The organism is Knoellia tibetensis (assembly GCF_048606415.1).
GTDB classification, from domain to species: domain Bacteria; phylum Actinomycetota; class Actinomycetes; order Actinomycetales; family Dermatophilaceae; genus Knoellia; species Knoellia tibetensis.
On record NZ_JBMBWF010000003.1, the window covers coordinates 185,110 to 203,686 of the forward strand.

At 71.7% G+C, this 18,577-nt stretch carries 16 protein-coding genes; 4 read left to right on the forward strand and 12 right to left on the reverse strand.

The features are described 5' to 3' along the window. Positions 1-23: 23 nt before the first annotated feature. The 4 genes from ACOJV7_RS14680 to serA form a co-directional block, all read right to left on the reverse strand. Positions 24-1,121 carry a branched-chain amino acid aminotransferase gene (locus tag ACOJV7_RS14680; protein ID WP_420190963.1) on the reverse strand — a complete coding sequence of 366 codons (1,098 nt, stop codon included), beginning with the start codon at positions 1,119-1,121 and terminating at the stop codon, positions 24-26. Between the two features lie 41 nt (positions 1,122-1,162). After that, positions 1,163-2,242, reverse strand: coding sequence for a 3-isopropylmalate dehydrogenase (locus tag ACOJV7_RS14685; RefSeq protein ID WP_420190964.1), 1,080 nt, complete (start codon positions 2,240-2,242; stop codon positions 1,163-1,165). Between the two features lie 582 nt (positions 2,243-2,824). Continuing rightward, positions 2,825-3,100 carry an HU family DNA-binding protein gene (locus tag ACOJV7_RS14690; RefSeq protein ID WP_035950995.1) on the reverse strand — a complete coding sequence of 92 codons (276 nt, stop codon included), beginning with the start codon at positions 3,098-3,100 and terminating at the stop codon, positions 2,825-2,827. Positions 3,101-3,258: 158 nt separating this feature from the next. Beyond that, entirely contained in the window at positions 3,259-4,845 is a 1,587-nt protein-coding gene (serA, locus tag ACOJV7_RS14695; protein ID WP_420190965.1) for a phosphoglycerate dehydrogenase, read from the reverse strand. 192 nt (positions 4,846-5,037) lie between these two features. Here serA and ACOJV7_RS14700 point away from each other — a divergent pair, with 192 nt between their 5' ends. Then, a complete protein-coding gene (locus ACOJV7_RS14700; protein WP_420190966.1) occupies positions 5,038-5,820 on the forward strand; it encodes an SDR family oxidoreductase in 783 nt (260 codons plus the stop codon). 7 nt (positions 5,821-5,827) lie between these two features. Here the strand turns inward: ACOJV7_RS14700 and ACOJV7_RS14705 are convergent, their stop codons facing one another. From ACOJV7_RS14705 to ACOJV7_RS14720, 4 genes are all read right to left on the reverse strand, one after another. Further along, positions 5,828-6,304, reverse strand: coding sequence for a DedA family protein (locus tag ACOJV7_RS14705; protein WP_420190967.1), 477 nt, complete (start codon positions 6,302-6,304; stop codon positions 5,828-5,830). A gap of 159 nt (positions 6,305-6,463) precedes the next feature. Next, positions 6,464-7,543, reverse strand: coding sequence for a ketol-acid reductoisomerase (gene ilvC, locus ACOJV7_RS14710; protein ID WP_420190968.1), 1,080 nt, complete (start codon positions 7,541-7,543; stop codon positions 6,464-6,466). Positions 7,544-7,575: 32 nt separating this feature from the next. Beyond that, entirely contained in the window at positions 7,576-8,088 is a 513-nt protein-coding gene (gene ilvN, locus ACOJV7_RS14715; protein WP_420190969.1) for an acetolactate synthase small subunit, read from the reverse strand. Beyond that, complete coding sequence (locus tag ACOJV7_RS14720; RefSeq protein ID WP_420191078.1) at positions 8,088-9,932, reverse strand: acetolactate synthase large subunit; 1,845 nt, start codon at positions 9,930-9,932, stop codon at positions 8,088-8,090. Before ACOJV7_RS14720 ends, ilvN begins: the two co-directional genes overlap by 1 nt. 358 nt (positions 9,933-10,290) lie before the next feature. Between ACOJV7_RS14720 and ACOJV7_RS14725 the strand changes: the two genes are divergently transcribed. Further along, positions 10,291-11,238: a family 43 glycosylhydrolase gene (locus tag ACOJV7_RS14725; RefSeq protein ID WP_420190970.1), complete on the forward strand. Its 948-nt coding sequence runs from the start codon at positions 10,291-10,293 to the stop codon at positions 11,236-11,238. Between the two features lie 99 nt (positions 11,239-11,337). Here the strand turns inward: ACOJV7_RS14725 and ilvD are convergent, their stop codons facing one another. Then, positions 11,338-13,038, reverse strand: a complete 1,701-nt coding sequence (gene ilvD, locus ACOJV7_RS14730; RefSeq protein WP_420190971.1) for a dihydroxy-acid dehydratase — start codon at positions 13,036-13,038, stop codon at positions 11,338-11,340. Between the two features lie 43 nt (positions 13,039-13,081). Further along, positions 13,082-15,163 carry an MMPL family transporter gene (locus ACOJV7_RS14735; RefSeq protein ID WP_420190972.1) on the reverse strand — a complete coding sequence of 694 codons (2,082 nt, stop codon included), beginning with the start codon at positions 15,161-15,163 and terminating at the stop codon, positions 13,082-13,084. A 53-nt stretch (positions 15,164-15,216) separates the two neighbouring features. On the opposite strand from ACOJV7_RS14735, the gene ACOJV7_RS14740 reads away from it, so the two are divergent. After that, positions 15,217-15,762, forward strand: coding sequence for a MarR family winged helix-turn-helix transcriptional regulator (locus ACOJV7_RS14740; protein WP_420190973.1), 546 nt, complete (start codon positions 15,217-15,219; stop codon positions 15,760-15,762). Positions 15,763-15,793: 31 nt separating this feature from the next. Here ACOJV7_RS14740 and ACOJV7_RS14745 read toward each other — a convergent pair whose 3' ends face one another. Together ACOJV7_RS14745 and ACOJV7_RS14750 are read right to left on the reverse strand one after the other, a co-directional pair. Continuing rightward, the gene (locus ACOJV7_RS14745; RefSeq protein WP_420190974.1) at positions 15,794-16,339 is read right to left on the reverse strand and encodes a SixA phosphatase family protein; all 546 of its coding nucleotides are present in this window, start codon (positions 16,337-16,339) and stop codon (positions 15,794-15,796) included. A gap of 31 nt (positions 16,340-16,370) precedes the next feature. Continuing rightward, a complete protein-coding gene (locus ACOJV7_RS14750; RefSeq protein ID WP_420190975.1) occupies positions 16,371-17,300 on the reverse strand; it encodes a 2-hydroxyacid dehydrogenase in 930 nt (309 codons plus the stop codon). A gap of 92 nt (positions 17,301-17,392) precedes the next feature. On the opposite strand from ACOJV7_RS14750, the gene ACOJV7_RS14755 reads away from it, so the two are divergent. After that, positions 17,393-18,577, forward strand: a complete 1,185-nt coding sequence (locus ACOJV7_RS14755) for a PQQ-dependent sugar dehydrogenase (protein WP_420190976.1) — start codon at positions 17,393-17,395, stop codon at positions 18,575-18,577.

The following is an 18,577-nucleotide window of genomic DNA, read 5'->3' on the forward strand; positions in this document are numbered from 1 at the left end:
TCCTTGGACCGTGTCGGACCGGCTCAGACCAGGCGGGTCAGCCACCCACGCGCGTCCTCGGCGCGACCGTACTGGATGTCGAGGAGCCGCGAGCGGATCGCGCGGGTGACCTCGCCACCCTCGGGACCGCCGACGGCAGGTGCCGTGCCACCGGCCCAGCGGAGCTCGCCCACCGGGGTGATGACGGCCGCGGTGCCGCAGGCGAAGATCTCGACGATGTCGCCCGAGGCGACGCCGTCCTTCCACTCCTGGATCGGCACCTTGCGCTCGACGGGGGTGAGGCCCTCGTCCTTGGCGAGCTCGAGGATCGAGCTGCGGGTGATGCCCTCGAGGATCGAGCCGGAGAGCTCCGGAGTGACGAGCTCGCCGTCCTTGGTGAGGAAGAAGAGGTTCATGCCGCCGAGCTCCTCGATGAGCTCGTGGGTCGCGGAGTCGAGGAAGACCGCCTGGTCGCAGCCGTTGTCGATGCCCTCGAGCTGGCCGGCGAGCGACGAGGCGTAGTTGCCACCGCACTTGGCAGCACCCGTGCCACCGGCGCCGGCTCGGGCGTAGTCCTGCGAGATCCACAGGGTCACCGGCTTGAGGCCGCCGGGGAAGTAGGGACCGGCGGGAGAGGCGATGACCGAGTAGGTGACCTCGTTGGCCGGTCGCACGCCGAGGAAGGCCTCCGAGGCATACATGAACGGGCGGAGGTAGAGGCTGGCCTCGCTGCCGTCGGCCGGCGGCACCCACGCCTCGTCGACCGCGAGCAGCGCCGTGAGCGAGCCGACGAAGTCGGCCTCGGAGAGCTCGGGGAGGGCCAGCCGCCGGGCGCTGCGCGCCATCCGGGCCGCGTTGGCCTCGGGGCGGAAGGTCCAGACCGAGCCGTCCTCGTGGCGGTAGGCCTTCATCCCCTCGAAGATCTCCTGCGCGTAGTGCAGGACGGCCGCGCTCGGCATGAGCTGGATCGGGCCGTAGGGCGTCACGCGACCGTCGTGCCACCCGCCGTCCTTGGTCCACGTCGCCGAGACCATGTGGTCGGTGAAGTGCACCCCGAAGCCGGGGTTCGCGTGGATCTCGGCGATGCGCTCGTCGCTGGCCGGGTCCTGACGTCGTTCGACGGTGAACGAGAGGTCGGTCATGTCGGGGTCCTTCCGGGGCGGGACGGGGGCTCGCTCGGAGCCTATGACAGACGCTCGGCGACGGCGTCACCGATGGCGCTCGTCGTGCGTACCGCGCTCCCCCGCTCGGCGAGGTCGGCCGCGACGGCCGCCTCGACCCGTGCCGCCTCGTCCGTGCGACCGAGGTGGTCGAGGAGCATCGCGACGGAGAGGATCGTCGCGGTCGGGTCGGCCTTGCCCTGCCCGGCGATGTCGGGCGCGGAGCCGTGCACCGGCTCGAACATGCTCGGCGCCTCGCCGGAGGGGTTGATGTTGCCGCTCGCGGCGAGGCCGATGCCGCCGGCGATGGCGGCGGCGATGTCGGTGATGATGTCGCCGAAGAGGTTGTCGGTGACGATGACGTCGAACCGCCCGGGGTCGGTCGCGAGGAAGATCGTCGCGGCGTCGACGTGCTGGTAGGCGGTCTCGACGTCGGGGAACTCGGCGCCGACCTCCTCGACCGTGCGCCGCCAGAGGTGGCCGGCGTGCGTGAGGACGTTGTGCTTGTGGACGAGGGTGAGGTGCTTGCGCGGGCGCGCCTGGGCGCGCGCGAAGGCCTCGCGGACGACGCGCTCGACGCCAAAGCGGGTGTTGACGCTCACCTCGGTCGCGATCTCGTGCGGGGTGCCGGTGCGCAGTGAGCCGCCGTTGCCGACGTAAGGGCCCTCGGTGCCCTCGCGGACGACGACGAAGTCGATGCCGTCCGGGGCGACGCGCTCGACGGCGAGAGGGCTCTCGACGCCGGGGAAGAGCTTGGCCGGGCGCAGGTTGACGAAGTGGTCGAGCGCGAACCGGAGCGGCAGGAGGATGCCGCGCTCGAGGACGCCGCTCGGGACGGTCGGGTCGCCGATGGCGCCGAGGAGGATCGCGTCGTGGCCGCGGAGCTCGTCGAGGACGCTGTCGGGCAGCGTCTCGCCGGTGGCGTTCCAGCGCTTCGCGCCGAGGTCGTATGCCGTCGAGCTCACCTTCGCGCCGCTGCCGGCGGTGACCGCCTCGAGGACCTTGAGGCCCTCGGCGACGACCTCGGGTCCGATGCCGTCTCCCGCGATGACCGCGAGGTCGATGTCGGTCCGTCCGTGGTCGGCTGCGCTGCTCTCGGTCATGGTCCTCACCCTAGGAAGTCATCTCGCGATCCGGGACATACGGCTCACCATCCGGACGTGGCTGCGCAGCCCCGCCCGGAAACGACATACCCACGCAGTTCGTGGGACCCACCGAGGCGGCGGGTCCCACGCTCTGCGTGGGCAGGTCGAGACTGCTGGGGTCAGGCGTCGGTGTGGTCCTGGTCGCGCAGGTCCAGGGACTCCTGCAGCGCCTGACGGGCCTGCTTGGCTTCTTCGCTCATGGGGGTTACTCGTCCTTCGACTTCTCGGGTTGGGCGGATCGGTCGGCTCGAGCCCTGGTGCGGGCGAACCGGTCAGCGACGTCGCGGGGTCTCCGCGGCGAGGGTGCTGACTACCGGACCCCGCCGCGGCTGGCGATGAGAAGTACCTGCCGCTGCATGCCTTCGAGGTTATGAGGACGTCCAACTATCCGGAAGACAGTGACCACGCACTGAGACGCCGTCTCAGCGGAGCCACGTTGTGCGCGTCCAGCTCCGACCCGGCACGCCCCCGGAAACACGAATGCCGTGCCCCCCACCGAGGTGGGAGACACGGCATCCGTCGAGGTCCGAGGACCTCAGCTCACTTGGCCAGCTTGCGCTTGAGCTCGGCGGCCGGCTTGAACGCGGCAGCGGTGCTCGCCGCGATCTCGAGGGCCTCACCCGTCTGCGGGTTGCGGCCGGTGCGGGCCGCGCGCTCACGCGTCTCGAAGATCCCGAAGCCGGGCAGCGACACCTTGTCGCCCGCGACGAGCGCCTCGGTGATGGCATCGAGGACGGCGCCGATGGCGCGGTCGGCGTCGGCGCCGCTGAGCTCGGTGCTCTCGGCGACCTTGTTCTTGAGGTCCGAACGGTTCACAAACCCTCCTGAGTCTGGTGCTGTTGACGGCCAACCCTAAGCACAGTCGGGCCCAGAACGCGCAACCGACCCGCGCAGACGTATGCCGTGCCCTCACCTTCGAAGGTGAGGGCACGGCATACGTGGGTTGCGTCAGCAACGTTGGGGCACAGCGGAACTCAGTCGACGAGGTCCACGGTTCGCACGTCCGCGTCGACCTCGGAAGCGATCGCCTGGACGACCTCGGCGGGGATCTTGTTGTCGACCGTGAGGGCGACGAGCGCGGCGCCGGCGGCGTCGTCACGGTCGACCTGCATGCCGCCGATGTTGACGTCGGCCTCGCCGAGGAGGCGGCCGATAACACCGACGACGCCCGGGCGGTCCTTGTAGGAGAAGAACGCCATGTGGTCGCTGATCGGCACCTCGAGGTCGAAGCCGTTGATGCCGATGAGCTTCTGGACGAGCTTGGGGCCCGTGAGGGTGCCGGCCACCGAGACCGTCGTGCCGTCGGCGAGGGTCCCGCGCAGCGTCGTGACGTTGCGGAACTCGTCGGAGACCGGGTCGGTGAGCAGGCGCACCTCGCAGCCGCGCTCCTTGGCGAGCAGCGGGGCGTTGACGTAGGTCACCGGGTCCTCGCTGATGTCGGTGAAGACACCCTTGAGCGCGGAGAGCTCCCAGACCGAGACGTCGTGCTCGGTGATCTCGCCGCGCACGTCCACGTCAAGCTGGACGGGCACCGAGCCGGCGACACCGGTGAAGATGCGACCGAGCTTCTCGACGAGGTCGATGCCGGGGCGGACCTCCTCGGCGACGGCGCCGCCGGAGACGTTGACCGCGTCGGGGACGAGGTCGCCGCCGAGGGCGAGGCGCACCGACTTCGCGACGGCCACGCCGGCCTTCTCCTGGGCCTCCTCGGTCGACGCACCGAGGTGCGGCGTGACGACGACCGACTCGTGCTCGAAGAGCGGGCTCTCGGTCGTCGGCTCGGTCGCGAAGACGTCGATGCCGGCGCCGGCGACGCGGCCGTCGCGCAGGGCCTCGGCGAGGGCCTCCTCGTCGACGATGCCGCCACGGGCGGCGTTGATGATGCGCACGGTCGGCTTGACCTTGGTGAAGGCGTCCTTGCCGAGCAGTCCGAGGGTCTCCGGCGACTTCGGGAGGTGGACGGTGATGAAGTCGGACTCGGCGAGGAGCTCGTCGAGCGAGACGAGGCGGGCGCCGAGCTGGCCGGCGCGCTGGGCCGAGACGTAGGGGTCGTAGGCGAGGATCTCCATGCCGAAGCCCTTGAGGCGCTCGGCGACGAGCTGGCCGATGCGGCCGAAGCCGACGACGCCGACCTTCTTGTCGAGGAGCTCGACGCCGCCGTACTTGCTGCGCTTCCACGCCCCGCCCTTGAGGGCCTGGTTGGCGGGGGCGATGTTGCGGGCCGTGGCGAGGAGCAGGCCGACGGCGAGCTCGGCGGCGCTCGTGATGTTGGAGGTGGGGGCGTTGACGACCATGACGCCGGCCTGGGTGGCGGCGGGGACGTCGACGTTGTCGAGACCGACACCGGCTCGTGCGATGACCTTGAGGTTCTTGGCCGCAGCGATGGCCTCGGAGTCCATCTTCGTGGCGGAGCGGATGAGCACGGCGTCGACGTCGGACAGGGCCGGGAGGAGCTGGGAGCGGTCCGAGCCGTCGGTCTGACGGATCTCGAAGTCGGGCCCGAGGGCGTCGATGGTGGCCGGGCTGAGTTCCTCGGCGATCAGGACGATCGGCTTGCTCACGTGGGGTCCTTGGGGGTTGCGGGATGGGTGGTCGGCACCTCGCTGTGCGCAGGCCGAGTCTAGGGCTGCGTTCAGCATGTGGATGGTGGCGCCCGGTATGTGACACGACACAGTGGCACGACCTCGCGGTCCGGCACACGGATGATGCCGAGCCGTTGCGGACGACGTCGGCACTCGGAGGAGGATGACGCCATGCGCATCGTGGTGACGGGTGGGTCCGGTGACCTCGGCGGTCGCGTCGTGCGAGAGCTGCGGTCGCGCGGGCACGAGGCCGTGGCGGCGAGCCGGCGCACCGGCGTGGACCTCGCGACCGGCTCGGGGCTGGACGCCGTGCTCGAGGGTGCCGATGCGGTCGTCCACGCGGCGACCTCCCAGTCACGTCCACGGTCGGTCGACGTCGCCGGGGCCGGCCGCATCGGTGAGAGCCTGCGAGGCCTCGGCTCCCGGGCCCACGTCGTGTCGGTCTCGATCGTCGGCTGCGACCGCGTGCCCTGGCCCTACTACCGCGCGAAGGTCGACGCGGAGCGCGCCCTCGAGGCCGCGGACGTCCCCGCCACCGTCGTCCGCGCGACCCAGTTCCACTCGCTCGCCGCCTTCCTCGGCGGGGCCGGTCGGGTCGGTCGCCTCTCCCCCGCCATCGGCGACATGCGCGTGCAGCCGGTCGACATCGACTGGGTCGCGCAGCGCCTCGCCGACCACGCGACCGGTGCCGTCCCGGGCGGCTACCGGCGCGCGACCGACCTCGCCGGCCCGACGGCATACACCGCTGCCGAGGTGGCGGCCCTCCTCGCGGCGCACGACGGTCGCCCCACCCCGCGGGTCGTGCGGGTGCCGCCCGTGCTTCCGGTGCTCAAGCGGTTCTCCGAGGGCGCGATTCTCCCCGGGCCGGACGCCGAGACCGGCGGTCGCTCCTTCGAGGAGTGGCTCGCCACCCAGCCTGTCCCCCTCCCCCGGCGTTTCCACTCACCGACCTGACGCCGGCTCACGTCGTCGGCCGTGCCCGCCTCGCGGCCCCGCGGCCGAGCACCCGGGTCGTCACGGCCACGAGGGCGAGGGCCGCGAGTGCGACGAGCAGCCACCACCACGCGCCTCCCGTCACGGCGGCCCACAGGGCCACCCCGGCGGACGTGTAGAGCGTGGCCCAGAGCAGCGAGCCGAGGACGGTCGCAGGGACGTAGCGCGGCAGCGGCATCCGCAGGGCGCCGGCCGCCGCGTTGACGAGCGTCTGCACGCCGACCGTGAGGAACGACAGCGCGACCGCCCCAGCACCCCAGCGACGGACGAGGGACTCGGTGCGGCGCACGGCCGGGCCTTCGAGGCGCGAGCCTAGACGGGTCCGGCCACTGCCGGCGCGCAGGCCGCGCCCGGCCCAGTAGGTCGCGTTGGAGCGGAGCATGGCGATCGCCCAGAACGCCGCGAACACGGCCCACACCGGCCACCCGCCCATGAGGTCGTCCACGCCGCCATCGTAGGAAGCCCGTCGCCGGCGCCCACCGCAGGGGCGTCGCGCCGCCCGTCGGTGCGCCGAACCCGTCGAGAGAGCACGACACGCCGTGCACCCCTCGGGGACACGGCGTGTCGTGCTACTTCGACTCGGGGAGACCGAGGCCGGCGACGGTCAGCGGGCGGCGGAGCCCTCGACGTAGTCGCTGTCGGTGTCGCTCTTGACCCACGACATGAGCTTGCGCAGCTCGCGACCGGTCGCCTCGATCGGGTGCTGGGCACCCTTCTCGCGCAGCGCCTTGAACTCGGGCGCACCCGCGTCCTGGTCGTCGATGAAGCGCTTGGCGAAGGCGCCGTTCTTGATGTCGGCGAGGACGGCCTGCATGTTCTCCTTGACCGACGGGTCGATGACGCGCGGGCCCGAGACGTAGTCGCCGTACTCCGCCGTGTCCGACACCGACCAGCGCTGCTTGGCGATGCCGCCCTCGATCATGAGGTCGACGATGAGCTTGAGCTCGTGGAGGCACTCGAAGTAGGCGACCTCCGGCTGGTAGCCCGCCTCGACGAGCGTCTCGAACCCGTACATGACGAGCTGCGAGGCACCACCGCAGAGCACGGCCTGCTCGCCGAAGAGGTCGGTCTCGCACTCCTCGGTGAACGTCGTCCTGATGCCGCCGGCGCGCAGGCCGCCGATGGCCTTGGCGTAGGACTTGGCGAGGTCCCAGGCCGAGCCGGACGCGTCCTGCTCGACGGCGACGAGCACCGGCACGCCGCGGCCGTCGACGTACTCACGACGCACGAGGTGACCCGGGCCCTTGGGCGCGACCATGACGACGTCGGCGCCCGGCTCGGGCGTGATGTAGCCGAAGCGGATGTTGAACCCGTGACCGAAGAGCAGTGCCGCGCCCTCCTTGAGGTTCGGCTTGATCTCCTCGGCATAGACGGTTCGCTGCACCTGGTCGGGCGTGAGGATGACGACGAGGTCGGCCTCGGCGGTGGCCTCGGCGACCGTCTTCACGGTGAGGCCCTCGGCCTCGGCCTTGGCCTTGCTCTTGGAGCCCTCGGCGAGACCGACGCGGACGTCGACCCCGCTGTCGCGCAAGCTGAGCGCGTGGGCGTGACCCTGGCTGCCGTACCCGATGACGGCGACCTTGCGCCCCTGGATGATCGACAGGTCGGCGTCGTCGTCGTAGAACATCTCGGCCATGGTTCGGACTTCTCCTTGGGTTGTCGTGCGATGTGGTCCGGTACGCACCGCGGCGTATGCCGGGTGCTCGGCTTGTGGGGTCAGGCGCCGCGCAGCGCGCGGTCGGTGATGGAGCGCGGGCCTCGTCCGATGGCGACGATGCCGGACTGGACGAGCTCGCGCACGCCGTAGGGCTCGAGCACACCGAGCAGCGCGGTGAGCTTCTCGGCGTGGCCGGTGGCCTCGATCGTCACGGACTCGGTGGCGACGTCGACGACCTTGGCGCGGAAGAGCTGGACGAGCTCGAGGACCTGGCTGCGGGTCGCGGCGTCGGCGCGGACCTTGATGAGCATGACCTGGCGCTGGACGGCCGAGGCGGCGTCGAGCTCGACGACCTTGAGCACCTCGACGAGCTTGTTGAGCTGCTTGGTCACCTGCTCGAGCGGGAGGTCCTCGACGTCCACGACGACGGTGATGCGCGAGATCTCGACGTGCTCGGTCTGGCCCACGGCAAGGCTGTGGATGTTGAACCCGCGCCGGGAGAAGAGGCCGGCGATGCGGGCGAGGACACCGGGCTTGTTCTCGACGAGCACCGAGAGGGTGTGCTGGGACATCAGTTGCCACCTTCCTGGTCGGCCGGCTCGCTGTGGTCGGCGTCCTCGTCCTGCGGGATCGCCTCGGACTCCTCGCGGTCCCACTGGGGTGCGGTGTCCTTGGCGACCTGGATCGCGTCGTTGCTCACGCCGGCGGGCACCATCGGCCACACCATCGCGTCGCGGTGGACGACGAAGTCGACGAGCACCGGACGGTCGTTGATCGCCATCGCCTGGCGGATCGTCTCGTCGACGTCCTCCGGGCGCTCGCAGCGCAGGCCGGCACAGCCGTAGGCGTCGGCGAGCTTGACGAAGTCGGGGATGCGGGTGCCGTCGGCCGAGGTGTGCAGGTCGGTGTTGGAGTAGCGCTCGTTGTAGAAGAGCGACTGCCACTGGCGGACCATGCCGAGGCTGCTGTTGTTGATGACCGCGACCTTGATCGGGATGTTGTTGATGACGCAGGTCGCGAGCTCCTGGTTCGTCATCTGGAAGCAGCCGTCGCCGTCGATGGCCCACACCGTGCGGTCGGGCTCGCCGACCTGGGCACCCATGGCGGCGGGGACGGCATACCCCATCGTCCCGAGGCCACCGGAGTTGAGCCAGGCGCGCGGGCGCTCGTACTGGACGAACTGCGCCGCCCACATCTGGTGCTGGCCGACGCCGGCGACATAGACCGCGTCGGGGCCGGCGATGGCGCTGAGCCGCTCGAGGACGTACTGCGGGGCGAGGGTGCCACCCTCGGGCTCGGTGTAGCCGACAGGGAAGTCGCGCTTCCAGCCCTGCGTGCGCTCGCGCCACTCGGAGTAGTCGCCGCCGTGGCCGGCGTCGATCTCGGCGTCGACCGACTCGATGAGGTCGACGAGCACGTCCTTGCACGACCCGACGATCGGCACGTCGGCCTTGCGGTTCTTGGAGATCTCGGCCGGGTCGATGTCGGCGTGGATGACCTTGGCGTCGGGCGCGAACGTCGAGAGCTGGCCGGTGACGCGGTCGTCGAAGCGGGCTCCGAGGGTGATGAGCAGGTCGGACTTCTGCAGGGCGGTCACCGCGGCGACCGAGCCGTGCATGCCGGGCATGCCGAGGTGGAGCGCGTGGCTGTCGGGCAGCGCGCCGCGGGCCATGAGGGTCGTGACGAGGGGGATGCGGGTGAGCTCGACGAACTGCCGCAGCTCCTCGCACGCGTCCGCGCGGATGACGCCGCCACCGACGTAGAGCACCGGACGCTCGGCGGCGCCGATGAGCTTGGTCGCCTCGCGGATCTGCTTGGCGTGCGGGCGCGTCACCGGGTGGTAGCCCGGCAGGTCGATCCGCGGCGGCCACGAGAAGGTCGTCCGGGCCTGCAGCGCGTCCTTGCTGATGTCGACGAGCACCGGACCCGGGCGGCCCGTCGAGGCGATGTGGAAGGCCTCGGCGATGACCCGCGGGATCTCGGCGGGGTCGGTGACGAGGTAGTTGTGCTTCGTGATCGGCATCGTGATGCCGCGGATGTCGGCCTCCTGGAACGCATCCGTGCCGATCGCGGCGCTGGCCACCTGTCCGGTGATGGCGACGATCGGGACCGAGTCCATGTGGGCGTCGGCGAGCGCGGTGACGAGGTTGGTCGCGCCCGGGCCGGACGTCGCCATGCAGACGCCGACCTTGCCCGTGGCCGAGGCGTAGCCCTCGGCGGCGTGACCCGCGCCCTGCTCGTGGCGCACGAGGATGTGGCGCACCTTGACCGAGTCGAGCAGCGGGTCGTAGGCGGGCAGGATCGCGCCGCCGGGGATGCCGAAGACCGTGTCGACCTCCATGGACTCGAGCGAGAGGACGAGGCTCTGGGCCCCGGTCACCTGGAGGGGCGCCTTCGCCCGTGCCTGCTGGGCCAGCCGCGCCGGGGAGGGCGCTGCCTGGGTCTCGCTCACGTCGTCACCATCTTCAGTCGGAGTTGTGTCGTTGTCGGTCTGGGTGCTGCGTGTGGCCACAAAAAAACCCTCCCGTCCCGCGAGCGGGGACGACGGAGGGAGGCGCCTGGCCGGACCTGTCAGGAGGGGCCGGGCGCCGGGGGAAGTACGAGGAGTCTGGACACAGGACGACTCTCTCGCCCGCCCGTGCGTGTGTCAACGTGTGAGACGACACATCCCACGATGCGGTCGGTCCCCGGGGGCGCAGCCGTTCCGCAGCGGAACCGCAGCGGTCGCCGGGAGGCTGTGCGGACAGCACGACCACAGCAGAGGGGAACTCGTCATGAAGGTCCGCATCGCACTCCTGGGGGCGGTTGCGGCGGTCGGCCTCACAGTCACGACCGCCGTCCCGGCGAACGCCGCCACGGTCGCGAGCTCGCTCGGCATCGCCGACCCGGGCTACTCGCGCATCGGCTCCACCTGGTACCTCACCGGCACCGGCAGCTCGGACTCGGGGATCATGCCCGTCCTCAGCCGCACCTCGCCCACCGGCGCCTACACGAAGATCGGCCGCGTCGACGCCAACCGCGCGGGCTTCAGCAAGTACTGGGCGCCCCACATCGTCAAGCGTGGCACCAGCTACTTCGCCTTCTTCAGCGCGAGCAAGGACGGGGCGAAGCCGTGCGTCTACTACGCCTCCTCGACCCGCGTCGCCGGCGGCTACTCCGGCCCGCGGCTGCTCACCTGCGGCGGCGGGGGTGGGCGCGAGGCCATCGACGCCTCCACCTACGTCACGACCGAGGGCAACACCTACCTCGTCTGGCGCAGCGGCGTGCACAACCTCGGCTTCCCCCGTGGCGACTACGACATCATCGCCCGCCGGCTCACCTTCAGCGGCAGCACGACGTCCTTCGCCGCGGGGTCGGCGAACGACAACCTGCTCCACCGCACCGCGGACGACGTCTACGAGGCGCCGAGCCTCGTGCGGCACGGAGGCAAGGTCTGGCTCTTCGTCTCCCGCAACCGCTACGACACCAACGCCTACTACACGGCGGCCTACTCGGCCGACACGATCCACGGCACCTTCACCTTCCGCAAGAACCTCATGAAGACCGGCCAGGGATACGGCTACGGACCCGGTGGCGCCGAGGTCGAGAAGGCGGCCGACGGCTCGACCTGGATCGCGTTCCACGTCTGGAAGGACAGCAAGCCCACGCCGAGCACCCCGGGCAAGCGGATCCTCAAGACCGCGAAGCTCGACTGGGTCAGCGGGCTGCCCGTCGTCCGCTGACGCCGCGCGCACCGACGAAGGCGGGCACACGGCATACGAGGAAAGGCCTTTCCGTATGCCGGGTGCCCGCCTCGTCGTGCGGGTGCGGTGCCGCTGCGGTCAGTCGCAGACGGCGCCCTTGCTCGCCGAGCCGACGAGCTTGCGGTACTTCGCGAGCACGCCGCGGGTGTACTTCGGCTCGGGGTGCGTGACGCCCTCGGAGCGACGGCGGGCCAGCTCGTCGTCGTCGACCAGGAGGTCGAGCGTGCCCTTCGCGACGTCGAGGCGGATGCCGTCGCCGTCGCGGACGAAGGCGATCGGTCCCTCGTCGACGGCCTCGGGGGCGACGTGGCCGACGCAGAGGCCGGTCGTGCCACCGGAGAAGCGCCCGTCGGTGAGGAGGAGGACGTCCTTGCCGAGTCCGGCACCCTTGATGGCACCGGTGACGGCGAGCATCTCGCGCATGCCCGGGCCGCCCTTGGGTCCCTCGTAGCGGATGACGACGACGTCCTTGGGCTTGAGCGAGCCCTGCTCGACGGCGTCCATCGCGGCGCGCTCGCCGTCGAAGACCCGGGCCGTGCCCTCGAAGACGTCGGTGTCGAAGCCGGCGGACTTGACGACGGCACCCTCCGGGGCGAGCGACCCGCTGAGGATCGTCAGACCGCCGGTGCGGTGGATGGGCTCGGTCATGGCGCGCACGACGTGGCCGTCGGGGTCCGGCGGGCGGATGTCGGCGAGGTTCTCGGCGACGGTGCGACCGGTGACGGTGAGGGCGTCGCCGTGGAGCAGCCCCGCGTCGAGAAGGGCCTTCATGACGACGGGGACGCCGCCGACGCGGTCGATGTCGGTCATGACGAACTGGCCGAACGGCTTGACGTCGGCGAGGTGCGGGACGCGCGACCCGATGCGCTGGAAGTCGCCGATGGTGAGGTCGACCTCGGCCTCGTGGGCGATGGCGAGGAGGTGGAGGACGGCGTTGGTCGAGCCGCCGAAGGCCATGACCACGGCGATGGCGTTCTCGAACGCCTCCTTGGTCATGATCTGGCGGGCGGTGATGCCCCTGCGGAGCAGCTCGACGACCGCCTCGCCGGACTTGCGGGCGAACCCGTCACGACGGCGGTCGGTGGCCGGCGGGGCGGCCGAGCCGGGCAGCGACATGCCCATCGCCTCGGCGACCGACGCCATGGTGTTGGCGGTGTACATGCCACCGCAGGCGCCCTCGCCGGGACAGATGGCGCGCTCGATGGCGTCGACGTCCTCGCGCGACATCTTGCCGGCGGCGCAGGCACCGACGGCCTCGAAGGCGTCGATGATCGTCACGGTCTTCTCGGAGCCGTCCGAGAGCTTCGCGATGCCCGGGAGGATCGACCCGGCATACAGGAAGACCGAGGAGAGGTCGAGGCGCGCGGCGGCCATGAGCATCCCCGGCAGCGACTTGTCGCAGCCGGCGAGCAGCACCGAGCCGTCGAGGCGCTCGGCGTTCATGACGGTCTCGACCGAGTCGGCGATGATCTCGCGCGAGACGAGCGAGAAGTGCATGCCCTCGTGGCCCATCGAGATGCCGTCGGAGACCGAGATCGTGCCGAACTCGAGCGGATAGCCGCCGCCGGAGTGCACGCCGTCCTTGACCGCTTTGGCGAGCCGGTCGAGCGAGAGGTTGCAGGGCGTGATCTCGTTCCACGAGCTCGCCACCCCGACCTGAGGCTTGACCCAGTCGTCGTCACCCATGCCGACGGCCCGGAGCATGCCTCGGGCTGCGGTCTTCTCGAGGCCGTCGGTGACGTCGCGGCTGCGGGGCTTGATGTCAGGGGCGTCGGTCATGGGGCCACTGTAGGACTCGTGTCCACGGGGTGGGACGCCGATCTCACCGCTCGGCCAGGGCGAGGTCCGGCTCCCCCGTGGCGTCGTGCCGCACGGCCCCCTCCGGAGTCCTGCCGATGCGGCGCGGCCACCAGAAGCGGTCGCCGAGGACGAGCGCGATGGCCGGCACGAGCACGGTGCGGACGACGAGGGTGTCGAGGAGGACGCCGACGCAGATGACGACGCCGAGCTGGGCGAGGACGACGAGCGGCAGGACCCCGAGGACGGCGAAGACCGCGGCGAGCAGGATGCCCGCGCTCGTGATGACCCCACCGGTGGCCGCGAGGGCGCGGAGCATGCCCTCCCTCGGACCGTGGGTGCGACCCTCCTCGGCCGCACGGGTGACGAGGAAGATGTTGTAGTCGACACCGAGGGCCACGAGGAAGACGAAGGCGAAGAGCGGGACGCTGTTGTCGAGGCGCTCGAACCCGAAGACCTGGGTGAAGAGGACCCACGAGATGCCCAGGCTCGCGAGGTAGGTCGCGACCACCGTGCCCACGAGGACCACCGGGGCCACGACGGAGCGGAGCAGCGCGCCGAGGGCCAGGAGGACCAGCCCGAGGATGAGCGGGAAGATGAGGAGCCGGTCCCGCCCTGTCGCCGAGGACTCGTCGATGGCCTCGGCGTCGGTCCCCCCGACGTGCGTCTCGCCGAGGTCCGCGACGGCGGACCGGATGCCACGGACCGACTGCTCCGCGGCGTCGGACCCGGGGTCCGCCGCGAGGACCGCCTGGATCTCGGTGACCCTACCGGCGCTCGCCACGACGCGGGTCGAGGACACTCCCTCGACGCCCTTGAGGGTGGAGTCGAGCCTGCTGGCGTCGACGCCCCGGGAGACGACGATGACGGGGTCGGCCGAACCGGCCGGGAACGACTCGGCGAGCCGCTCCCCCGCGGCGATGGCCTCGGGCTTCTCGAGGAACTGGTCGGGGCCGTCGAGCCCGGTGCGGATCTGGGAGATGCCGCCGGCCGCGATGGCGAGGAGCACGAGCGTGACGGTGGCGAAGCGCCTCGGGTGACGCGAGACGGCGTCGCCGACGCGGCGCCACAGCGAGCGAGAGTCGGCGAGGCTCGCCTGACCGGTGCGCGGCACCTTGGGCCAGAAGATCCAGCGGCCAAAGACGACGAGAGCGGCCGGCAGGACGACGAGCACGAACGCGGCCGCCACGACGACGCCGACGGCACAGGCGAGACCGAGGCCCCGGGTCGTGGGGAAGACCGAGAGGAGCAGGGTGAGCAGGCCCAGGACGACCGTCGTGGCGCTCGACAGGACCGCCTCCGCGGTGCGGGTGAGGGCGTGCGCCATCGCCTCGCGACGGTCCTCGATGACGCGCAGCTCGTCGCGGTAGCGGGAGATGAGCAGCAGCGCGTAGTCGGTGCCCGCACCGAAGACGAGCACCGAGAGGATGCCGATCGTCGACTCGTCCCACTGCACGTCGAAGGCCGCGAGGGTGCGCGTGGCGAGCGTGGCCGCGAGCTGGTCCGCCACGCCGACGACCGTGAGCGGGACGAGCCAGAGCAGGGGGCTGCGGTAGGTGACGATGAGGAGCAGCGCCACCACCGACGCGGTGGCCGCGAGCAGGCGGACGTTCGCGCCGTCGAAGACCGCACCGAGGTCGGCCTGGATGGCGGACGGACCGGTCACCTGCGCGGTCACGCCGTCGGGCAGGTCGGCCCTGGCCGCCGTGCGGACGTCGGCGACGATCCCGATGTTCTCCTCGTTGTCCTGTGCCGTGACCGGGACGACGACGATGGCGGCGGTGCCGTCCTCGGCGACGACCGGAGGCGCACCGGTCGCTCCGGGCAGCTCGCGGGCGATGCGCTGGAGGGCGCCGAGCTGCTCCTGGGTGAGCGCCGAGTCGCTGCTGAAGAGGACGACCGCGGCCGAGCCCTGGCCCTGCGGGAGCTGGTCCCGCAGCTCGGCGGCGGCGCGGCTGTCCGACCCGAGGGGCAGCATGGCGTTCGCCGTGGGCCCTCGCTCGGCCTGGCCGACGACCCCGATGACCGCGCCGGCGCCGAGCAGGGCGAGGAGGGCGACGATCCCGGCGACCCACCGCCGGGTGAGGAGTGCAGCGAACGCGCGCATGGCCGTCCTTCGGTAGAGTAGGTCGGTCAGTAACTCATCAAGTTACTAAGTAGGTGAGCGATATTAGCGAACGTCGAGACCCGTCGACAACCCGTCCCACGAGTGCCGGCCCGGCAACCGCGCGTCCGTCGGCTCCGCGAGAGGAGCGCACGACGGCTCGGTCGGTCGCGCCGGCATACGAGCACTCCCCCTCGCTCGAGGCGCTCGAGGAGCTCGTCGCCCTCGCCGCCCAGACCCCGCAGGCGGTCGCCCGACGCGGTGGGCTCTCGGTCTCCGAGCTGCACTCGCTGCGCCACCTCTCCTCGACGCCCATGGGGCCGGTCGAGCTCGCGAAGGTCCTCGGGGTGACGTCGGCCGCCTCGTCGGGCGTCGTCGACCGCCTCGTCGCCCGCGGCCATGCCGAGCGCCGCCCGCGCGCCGACGACGGCCGGCGCACCGAGGTCGTCGTCACGGAGTCGGGCCGCCGCGAGATCTTCGCGCTCCTCGCTCCGATGTTCGCCTCGCTCGCCGAGACTGACAACGCCCTCACCGACGAGGAGCGGGTCGTCGTGGAGCGCTACCTGCGCGGGGCCATCGCCGCGCTGCGCTCGGTGATGTGACGCCTCTGCCGCGTCAGGACCGGCGCCTGTGTCAGCGTTCGGCAGGCTCCCGCTCGGCCCGGGCCACGTGGAAGCGGTCGAGACGTGCGACTCCCGGGGCCAGGTCGCTCCACCGACCCGAGAAGCGCAGGACGGCGACCCCGGCGGTCGGGTAGCCCCGGCTCATGAGCTCGTGCGCCTGCTCGCTGCCGTCACCCTCGGCGAGGATCGACGCGAGGGCCGGCACGCCGGGCGCGTGCCCGACGAGCATGACGACGTTGGCGTCGGAGTCGGCCTCGCGCACCACCTCGAGGAGGCGGTCCGCCGACGCGTCGTAGATCTTGTGCTCCTCCCGGACGTCGGCCTCGGAGCAGCCTGCGCTCCAGATGCCCTCGCAGGTCTGCTGCGCGCGGACCGCCGTCGAGCAGAGGACCTCGTCGACGCCGATGCCCTGGTCGCACAGCCACCGGCCGGCGGCGACGGCGTCGCGTTGGCCGCGGTCGGTGAGCTCGCGCTCGTGGTCCGCGTCGTAGCCACCCTGCTCGGCCTTGGCGTGGCGGACGAGGACGAGCGTCCGGTCCTGCGCGGCGGAGGTCATGACTCGATCTTGCTCCTCCACGCGCGCGATGTCAGGTCTTGACAACGGGACGCACGAGGTGGGCCGGCGCGTCACCCACGGCGAGCCGTTGCAGCTGGTCGCGCAGGAGCGCGGACATGCGTGGGAGCAGGGCCGTCGTGTTGCCGCCGGCGTGCGGGGTGATGAGGACGCCGGGCGCGCTCCAGAGGGGGTGCCCGTCGGGGAGCGGCTCGGGGTCGGTGACGTCGAGCGCGAGCGAGAGTCGGCCTGCGTGGGCGACGAGCGCATCGGTGTCGGCCACCGGGCCGCGGGCGACGTTGACGAGCAGGGCGCCGTCGGGCATGGCGGAGAGGAAGGCGTCGTCGACGAGGTGCTGCGTCGAGTCGTTGAGCGGGACGATGACGATGACGACGTCGTGCTCGGGCAGCAGCCGGTCGAGCTCGTCGATCCCGTGCACGGTCTCGACGAGGTCGTCGCCCGAGCGTGGGCGCGACGCGACGGCTGTCAGGCCCACCTCGAAGGTGCTGAGCCGCAACGCGATCGCCCTGCCGACCGCCCCGTAGCCGACGACGAGCACCCGCCGGTCGGCGAGCGAGGTGCGGGTGCCGAGCGGCTGCCACCGCGCCTCGTCACCCGAGCGCACGGCGTCGGGGATGCCCCGGAGCGACGCGATGACCATGCCGACGGCGAGCTCGGCCGTGGCCGCGTCGTAGACCCCCGCGGCGTTGGCGACCGCCACCTGCTCGGGCACGACCTCGAGCACGCCGTCGAACCCGGCCGACTGGAGCTGAACGAGCCGCAGGTCGGGCAGCTGCGTCACCGATCCCAGCGCCGACGCGGCCCCGAGGTAGGGCGCGACGACGACCTCGATCCGGCTGTCGGGGACCTCGTTCCCGGCCGGGTCCCAGAGGACGGCCTCGACACCGGGCACCTCGCCGACGGCGTCGCGCAGGACGGGATCGGGGAACGAGACGACGACCATGGCCCCCAACCTAGGTGACCGTCTCCTGCGGACTTGCTGGGAGTCCACGCCCCACCCTCGCCCTCGACCCCCGTCCCGGGGCACGATCTGGTATGCCGTCCCCTCGCCGCACGCTTCCCGCGCTCGTCGCGCTCGGGCTCACCGTCGCCCTCACGGGGTGCGGAGGGTCCGACGAGAACGGCCGGGACGGCGCTTCGACGACGCCGTCGACGAGCTCCGGATCGACGTCCCCGTCGCCGGGGTCCCCCTCGCCGTCCGGGTCCGGGTCCGGCTCGCCGTCGGGGTCGGCGTCGCCGAGCCGCACCGTGCCCGCGGGGGCACCGAGCGACGTCGTCACCGGGCTCGACGTGCCGTGGGCCATCGCCTTCCTCCCCAGCGGTGACGCCCTCGTCACCCTGCGCGACGAGGGCGAGGTGCTGCGCGTCTCCCCCACCGGACGCCGCACGAGCGTCGGCACCGTCCCCGGCGTGGACTCCGGCGGGGAGGGCGGACTGCTCGGCGTGGCCGTCTCGCCGACCTTCGCACAGGACTCCACCGTCCACCTCTACCTCACCGCGGCGGGCGACAACCGCGTCGTGCGGACCACCCTCGGGGCAGGCGGGTTCGGGCCGATGACACCGGTGCTCACCGGCATACCCAAGGCTCGCAACCACAACGGCGGGCGCATCGCCTGGGGACCCGACGGCTTCCTCTACGTCGCGACCGGTGACGCGGCCCAGCCCGACCGTGCACAGGACCGGCGCAACCTCGGCGGCAAGATCCTGCGCGTCACGGCGGACGGGAAGCCTGCCCCGGGCAACCCGGTCGCGGGCAACCCGATGTGGAGCATGGGGCACCGCAACGTGCAGGGCCTCGCATGGGGCGGTGACGGGACGATGTTCGCGAGCGAGTTCGGCCAGAACACGTGGGACGAGCTCAACGTCATCACCCCCGGCGCGAACTACGGCTGGCCCGAGGTGGAGGGCATCGAGCAGCGTCAGGGGTTCGTCGCGCCGATCGCGCAGTGGTCGACCGACGACTCGTCGCCGAGCGGCATCGCCGTCGGCGCCGACGGCGCGGTCTACATGGCGGCCCTGCGGGGAGAGTCACTCTGGAAGGTGCCGGTGTCGGGTGTGAAGCGCACCGGCAACCCGGTTCGCCTGCTGGAGAACAGGTTCGGCCGCCTGCGCGATGCCGTCTCCGCTCCCGACGGGACGCTGTGGGTGCTGAGCAGCAACACCTTCCGGGGCGACCCCCGACCGGGCGACGACCGGGTGCTGCGAGTGCCCGTCGGCTGA

Excerpts from the sequence above, each read along its gene's own strand:
- ACOJV7_RS14680 (WP_420190963.1), bottom strand. The coding sequence starts at position 1,121 with ATGACCGACCTCTCGTTCACCGTCGAACGACGTCAGGACCCGGCCAGC.
- ACOJV7_RS14685 (WP_420190964.1), bottom strand. The coding sequence starts at position 2,242 with ATGACCGAGAGCAGCGCAGCCGACCACGGACGGACCGACATCGACCTC.
- ACOJV7_RS14700 (WP_420190966.1), top strand. The coding sequence starts at position 5,038 with ATGCGCATCGTGGTGACGGGTGGGTCCGGTGACCTCGGCGGTCGCGTC.
- ilvN (WP_420190969.1), bottom strand. The coding sequence starts at position 8,088 with ATGTCCCAGCACACCCTCTCGGTGCTCGTCGAGAACAAGCCCGGTGTC.
- ACOJV7_RS14725 (WP_420190970.1), top strand. The coding sequence starts at position 10,291 with ATGAAGGTCCGCATCGCACTCCTGGGGGCGGTTGCGGCGGTCGGCCTC.
- ilvD (WP_420190971.1), bottom strand. The coding sequence starts at position 13,038 with ATGACCGACGCCCCTGACATCAAGCCCCGCAGCCGCGACGTCACCGAC.
- ACOJV7_RS14735 (WP_420190972.1), bottom strand. The coding sequence starts at position 15,163 with ATGCGCGCGTTCGCTGCACTCCTCACCCGGCGGTGGGTCGCCGGGATC.
- ACOJV7_RS14745 (WP_420190974.1), bottom strand. The coding sequence starts at position 16,339 with ATGACCTCCGCCGCGCAGGACCGGACGCTCGTCCTCGTCCGCCACGCC.
- ACOJV7_RS14750 (WP_420190975.1), bottom strand. The coding sequence starts at position 17,300 with ATGGTCGTCGTCTCGTTCCCCGATCCCGTCCTGCGCGACGCCGTCGGC.
- ACOJV7_RS14755 (WP_420190976.1), top strand. The coding sequence starts at position 17,393 with ATGCCGTCCCCTCGCCGCACGCTTCCCGCGCTCGTCGCGCTCGGGCTC.